6 protein-coding genes and 2 pseudogenes are annotated in these 5,865 nt (G+C 55.0%); 7 read left to right on the forward strand and 1 reads right to left on the reverse strand.

The features are described 5' to 3' along the window. Positions 1-174: 174 nt before the first annotated feature. From U9R81_RS20015 to U9R81_RS04895, 7 genes and pseudogenes are all read left to right on the forward strand, one after another. Positions 175-390: pseudogene (locus U9R81_RS20015) on the forward strand (dienelactone hydrolase family protein); the annotation flags it as partial. Between the two features lie 824 nt (positions 391-1,214). Beyond that, complete coding sequence (locus U9R81_RS04870; RefSeq protein ID WP_322494390.1) at positions 1,215-1,685, forward strand: GyrI-like domain-containing protein; 471 nt, start codon at positions 1,215-1,217, stop codon at positions 1,683-1,685. A 21-nt stretch (positions 1,686-1,706) separates the two neighbouring features. After that, the gene (locus U9R81_RS04875) at positions 1,707-2,066 is read left to right on the forward strand and encodes a VOC family protein (RefSeq protein ID WP_322494391.1); all 360 of its coding nucleotides are present in this window, start codon (positions 1,707-1,709) and stop codon (positions 2,064-2,066) included. A gap of 195 nt (positions 2,067-2,261) precedes the next feature. After that, positions 2,262-2,390: a hypothetical protein gene (locus U9R81_RS04880; protein ID WP_322494392.1), complete on the forward strand. Its 129-nt coding sequence runs from the start codon at positions 2,262-2,264 to the stop codon at positions 2,388-2,390. Positions 2,391-2,494: 104 nt separating this feature from the next. Beyond that, positions 2,495-3,595 (forward strand): hypothetical protein, encoded by a 1,101-nt coding sequence (locus tag U9R81_RS04885; protein ID WP_322494393.1) that lies wholly within the window; start codon positions 2,495-2,497, stop codon positions 3,593-3,595. 913 nt (positions 3,596-4,508) lie between these two features. Further along, positions 4,509-4,808, forward strand: coding sequence for a hypothetical protein (locus tag U9R81_RS04890; RefSeq protein WP_322494394.1), 300 nt, complete (start codon positions 4,509-4,511; stop codon positions 4,806-4,808). Positions 4,809-4,901: 93 nt separating this feature from the next. Continuing rightward, positions 4,902-5,291 (forward strand): sulfite exporter TauE/SafE family protein, encoded by a 390-nt coding sequence (locus U9R81_RS04895; RefSeq protein WP_322494395.1) that lies wholly within the window; start codon positions 4,902-4,904, stop codon positions 5,289-5,291. A 38-nt stretch (positions 5,292-5,329) separates the two neighbouring features. On the opposite strand, the pseudogene U9R81_RS04900 reads toward U9R81_RS04895, so the two are convergent. Further along, positions 5,330-5,865 (reverse strand): annotated as a pseudogene (locus U9R81_RS04900) (hypothetical protein); the annotation flags it as partial.

Consider the following 5,865-nt stretch of genomic DNA (forward strand, 5'->3'; position numbering starts at 1 on the left):
AGGGGTGGAGTCGGCCCAAAATCAAGGCGCACCTCGCGCTCGTCTCGCTGGATTTTGCAAAAGTCCAGTTAGTCATTGAGGGACAGGAGGAAATTACCCGAATTGCGAGCTTTCACCACATCGAGAAATTTGATCTTTTTGATGAGCTAGAAGATCGCGAGCTACTGTAAGGAGCCCCAGCACCTGCCGGTGCAAATCCATGCCATGGAGACCGATCCGATCTTCGTTGGCGAAGGCGATATTGCAGCGGCACGCAACCTCATTGCCCAAACCACTCACGGCGAGCTATTCCTTTATCCGGGTGATCAACATCTGTTTGTAGACAGTTCGCTGCCAGCGTATGACGCCGGAGCAACCGCACTTCTGCTCAACAGAGTTCTGGCATTTCTCGCGGCGATAGAGCACGCGGCTTGCGCGAGCAGTGCCACTGCAAAACGTGCCAATCACCCCATCCGCTCAAAAATATCCATTTCTGTTACAATGTCATGGTTGCAAAAGGTGCAACTTGGCGGTCGTCGCATTATGTTTTGCAGAGGAGGTGGGTTTGTGGCCGAAACGATCAAGTCATCAAATAGCAACCGGCCATTGGTGCTGATCGGATTACTCGTTACGCAACTGCTGGCGCTGGTCTCAATTCTGTTGATCTGGCTGCCCGGCGCATTTATCGCGGTGGTGGCTGAGAACCCAGAGGGAACGGTGCCGCTGTGGTTGATTGCTTTCTATGGCTACCCTATCTATCCCTTGGCAATGTCCATCGGCGCATGGGTTGCCTACGCTCGCCGCAACGATAAGCTAGCCGCCATTTTGGCCGCTTTGCTGCTCCCGCCCATCCTGTTGTTTGTGGTTGTTATTTTCCTCAATTGGTAAACTACCGATAACCCCGTGCGCAGGGTTGCATCCTGAGGATACAGGACGGCTTTGCCAGCAATGGTTCAGTTGGCGAGCATATCGCTCTGCCCGCCCTGCCGCTAGCCCACTTCGTTGAGTCATCGCAAGAAAAGTGAGGATCCGGCGGTTCCCATAACGATGGCGTTCGATTCATCCTGTTGCACTCGCGAGCTGGCAACTTCTCAGAGCAAAGCGGGCGCGCTGCAGGTATCCCGCCTATGGCCTTAGGTTCATCAACCTAACGCTAAAACAAAAAACGAACGGACGATGCGCCGATACGGTTCCTTTGCAATTCTTAATACCGATTTCAACATAGGAGATGTATAATGAATGCCCCGACTCATCAGCCATTGCAGGTCACAATACAAGAGCTGCAATCCATTCTCACTGCTTACACGTCTTGCCAACTGCAACAAACAACTGGCAGCTATAACGAACAAATTCGCGATGGTTTTCAGCGGGTAAAAGATTGGGCTCAACAATATGGCTATGATCTCTCGAAACTAAAAGTCATTGGCATTCCTCACACTAACGGCATGCAGCTTATCGGTTATGAGTGTGCATTAGAAATTCCTGCAGCCATTCCACAAGACACAGAAGATGTCCAAATCAAACAATTGCCCGGTGGACGTTATGCAATCCTATCGCTTGCGAAAGACCCAACCACAATAGGCGAGAATATTAGACGTTTTTTTGTAGAATATGTACCACAACATCAATTGATTATAGATCCGAAACGTCCTAGTTATGAGGTCTACTACGAGTACAGTATGGACTTTTGTGTTCCTATTTTGTGATGATGACCCGGAAACCTGTTTATGAGGGAGCGGATGATGTTCAGATATGTTATACCTAAGTTACCCGCTGCCAATATCACGTCTGCAATCGAGTTTTATAAGAGCAAATTGGGATTTGTGGAGCTTTTCAACTACGGTGATTATGCCGCTGTTGCCCGTGACGCAGTGGAAATTCATTTGTGGGAATGTCAGGATCAGAATATAGCCCAGAATACTGCTTGCAGGATAGCAGTAGACAATATTGAAGAGTTGTATGAGGAGTACCAGCAAGCGGGGGTTATCCATCCAAACGGAGCTTTAGCAGAAAAGCCTTGGGGCAGGAAAGAGTTCGTCGCACTTGACATTGATGGGAACGGTCTCTTTTTCTTTGAAGCGGATTAATTTCGGAAAGCGCGCTGTCCGCCCCACGCTTACTGCCGGTGCTGCTTCGTCGCGCGAGTGAAACAGAGGTCATTTACAAGCATGGCAAAAATCAACTTGTTGCGGTAGAGCGAAGCTGAGCCTGCGCGTCGCCAAGGAATGCCATTGTTGTGTCACAATAGACATTCAGCTTGAAGCCGCATTGTCGATGTCATGATGGGTAGCGCCGGCGCCGAAACCATTACGATTATGCGTCCTGATATGACCGTGACCATTCCCTTCGCTATCGCGTGGGGGCCTGATCCACTGACCGTCCCGATCACGCCGTACCAAGATTGCCCGTAACAATGTTTCCCATGTCGCTTGCCGTTGTGGTATGGTATCCACAAATCAACTCGCCATCACAACACCTATCGGTGAGAGGGAAGCGATCATCACATCACAATAGTATGGGCTTAACCTGTCTGAGCTTCCACGTTTATGCGCGTGACACCGCCAGCGACTCTTTGCCGCACCAAGCGGTGGCACTGGCTGTCGCAGCGGCCCAGCGACTTGACTTTGAGCCAGTGGCCCGCGCTGAGGACGCCGACCGCACCCTGATCGCTATCGCCGAGCCGCCATGGATCAGTTACTTTGACCTCGCTAACCCACCCGTGATCAGCGCAGAGACCATCGCGTGGGGTAAACAGTTCTCAGCCGTCGCCACCGGCCCGGTGCTGCTTACCTCGGTTTGGGACAGCGATGGTTTCGCGTTTCTGTCGTTTCAGGATGGCAAGCAAGTGGACGCCTATGCGTCACGGCGCGGTATGATACCGGGAAGATTGCGCAAATGGACGCCACAGCAACGAGCGACAGCGTGGAGCACATGGTTTGCGCGGACGGTTGCGCTAGCCGAGGTTGAGGCTGTGACTGCCCACGGTCTATTGATGGCAGACACCTTGCTGAGACGGCTAAGCCAGAGCGTTGGGTTGGCGTACCCGCTCTTGGCGCGCACCGCTCAAGACTTGCAAACTACCCCGTGGCCAAATCAGCAACTCGTGTATCTGCGCTCGCTCCCCGGCCAGCAGACAGGTGGCCGCGTCGAACAGAAATACTCGTATCGGCATATTCAGACCAAAGCAATCGCGCTGGCTGCCGGAAGCGAGACAGTTATCGCCTTTGAACTACACGGCCCGATCGGTGCGTTCAACGATCCGCGCTTAGAGCTGACCGGGCCAGCGATTGCAACCGATTTAGTTCACGTCGTCGAGGCGTCTGTCATCGTGGCCGAGGATGCACAGGCCATCCTCGCCGGTAAGACCCATCGCTTCACGCCAACGATCGAGCAGCGCGAGATCGATGGCCAACGCTGGATATGGATCACGGCGCATACAGTATCGGCGCAACAGTGCGGCATTCCAGCCGGTAAACGATACGTTGCGATCTATCTGTTGAAGCTGCAGGGCAGCGTGGCCGGCAGCGGCACGTTCAAGGCATCTTGTGCCCCTGACCCGCGGGCAAGCTACACCATCCCGCTCCAGCCTGAGTTTATCGTGCATGTGCAAGAGTAGCCGGATGACCGTGAAAGGACTACCCTATACCTGCCTTGCCCACCGTCTGGCATGGTTCCGGCGCGCTAGGTTGCGTAACGTTGCCTTCCGCAAGCTCACCGCAGGTGCATATCATCTCCGGTATTGTCGTGCCAGCAGCAGGCGTAGCCCTTATCATGGTCGCGGGGCCGCTCTATCTCGTTTCGTAACCGCACAGTATGAGTTGGCTGCAAACCACCTATTGCCAGTTCCGCGACCACCCCTACCAAACTCTCCTGCTCTTGTTTGGGTGTTGTGTCGCGGTCTACCTCGTCACGATACCCCTGCATGCCAAGCACGGCGCTGGTCAGCGCGCGCGCTGGGGAGATTGTGCATCTGCACGGTGGCGTAGCCTTGCCATCGTTGTTCCGTCACCCCAAGAGTTGAGGAGCGAACAAAATATTTGATCGCGCACAACCGTTGATCGCTGTGCGATGCCTCAACGCTCGGCGCTGCACTCTCCTCTCCCACGCTAGTGGGTTCAAGGGCGGACAAAACATCTGTCTGGCACCCGGCCCTAAAGGGCCGGGCTAGGGTTACGAAACCCGCTACGCGGGCTGATGCCTCCACCCCTTACCCCCCGCTGGGGGAGGGGCAGACAGAACATCTGATTGAGTACAACGGTTGATCGCGGTGCAATGCCTCAACGCCCACTGCTACACTCCCCCCAACCCGCGCCAGTGGGAGAGGGCTGGGGGTGAGGGTACACCAGCGCATCGCAACGCCATCAACTACATCTACGCTTGTTTGTGCTATCCGCCCTTGAACCCCAAAGAGCAAACCCCTCACACCCTCGGCATCGGATACTCCCAGCCGCTCACGCGCAATGCAGCAACGTCGCGTATAATCAACGCACAGCTCGAAAACCGTCTATATTATTGCGAAGGAGCATGGCATGCCTCAAGCCGCGGCGTGTGGTTGGGGAGCAAGCATTGCTGTCCTCGGCGGGTTGATTGGGTTAGGAGGAGCTGAGTTCCGGTTGCCGGTGCAGGCCGGCGTCTTTAAGTATCGCACGTTGCAGGCGATTGTGATTAATCTGGCGGTCAGTTTGGTGACGGTGATCTTTTCGTTTATCTTTCGGACTGGACTGGTGAATCTTGATTCTGATCACTACTCATGTCGAAGTGATTCTCAATATTTTAGCCGGTTCGTTATTGGGTGCGTATGCCGGCGCCAATTTCGCGCTGCGGATTAACGAACGGGCATTAACGCTGGTGGTAGTGAGTTTTTTTGTTGGTGTTGAGCTTTATTCGGCCATACCTCTATCGAAGGGTTGGGCAGCCTGTCTTTGCCCGTTTGGCTGCGCACGATCATCGGATTTGCGGCTGGGATTGTAATCGGCATCTTTAGCAGTATGCTAGGCGTAGCCGGCGGCGAGATGATGATTCCCACGATTATGCTAGTCTTCGCTATCAGCATCAAGATCGCCGGCACGCTGAGTCTGGCGATTAGCATCCCGACGATTATGATCGGCTTGAGCAAATACTACCGCCAAGGCAAACTCCACGAACTACGCGCCGAACGCGGCTTTATCGGCTGGATGGCCGCCGGTTCGATTGTTGGCGCGTTGATTGGCAGTTCACTCTTGCCGTTTGTACCAAATGCGTTGTTGCACGTGTTGCTTGGCGTGATCTTGTTGGTGTCGGCGCTGAAGTTGTTGTCGCATGGGAAAGCCTAGCGACGGCCCTCGTGACCGTCGCTAAGCTGGTGTGAGTTCTACCGGAAGATGACCGGCATAAAGACGCGGTTCGGCCCGTTGAGCGGCAATGGCCCGATCACGCGCGTGTTACCGGCAGCGTCGCGAGCCGTGATGTAGATGCGGTGCGGGCCGGGTACGCTCAACGCCGCGACATAGCGCCACTGGTTGCCTTGCAGATCGGCGGCCCCATTTTCAACCAACCCATCGGGCCGTTCCACCCGCACGGTGATGGCCGTGACCCCTACCGCGTCGGCATACGTACCGCCGATCAAGACGTTCCCTGCCGGCAGCGGAGCGGCGGGTGGCAACACCCCGCCGGTGACGGTTGGCGCAACCGTGTCGATCACGTAGTCGAATTGGCGGGCTTGGCCGCGATTGCCGGCGAGATCGATCGGCGTTAACCGCACTTGCTGCGCCGCCTGTGTCACTCCCTCACGAATGGGCAGGGCGTAGTTCCAGTTATCGTTCTCGTCCACCCAAACCTCTTCGCATTGGAAACCACGCCCATCCTGCTGGTTGACGCAGATTTCCACTGCCCACGCCGAACGGTCAT

The organism is Chloroflexus sp., from assembly GCF_034435895.1.
Classification (GTDB): Bacteria; Chloroflexota; Chloroflexia; order Chloroflexales; family Chloroflexaceae; genus Chloroflexus.

Coding starts and splice junctions, on each gene's coding strand:
- U9R81_RS04870 (WP_322494390.1), top strand. CDS start 1,215: ATGAATGCCCCGACTCATCAGCCATTGCAGGTCACAATACAAGAGCTG.
- U9R81_RS04875 (WP_322494391.1), top strand. CDS start 1,707: ATGAGGGAGCGGATGATGTTCAGATATGTTATACCTAAGTTACCCGCT.
- U9R81_RS04880 (WP_322494392.1), top strand. CDS start 2,262: ATGGGTAGCGCCGGCGCCGAAACCATTACGATTATGCGTCCTGATATG.
- U9R81_RS04885 (WP_322494393.1), top strand. CDS start 2,495: ATGGGCTTAACCTGTCTGAGCTTCCACGTTTATGCGCGTGACACCGCC.
- U9R81_RS04890 (WP_322494394.1), top strand. CDS start 4,509: ATGCCTCAAGCCGCGGCGTGTGGTTGGGGAGCAAGCATTGCTGTCCTC.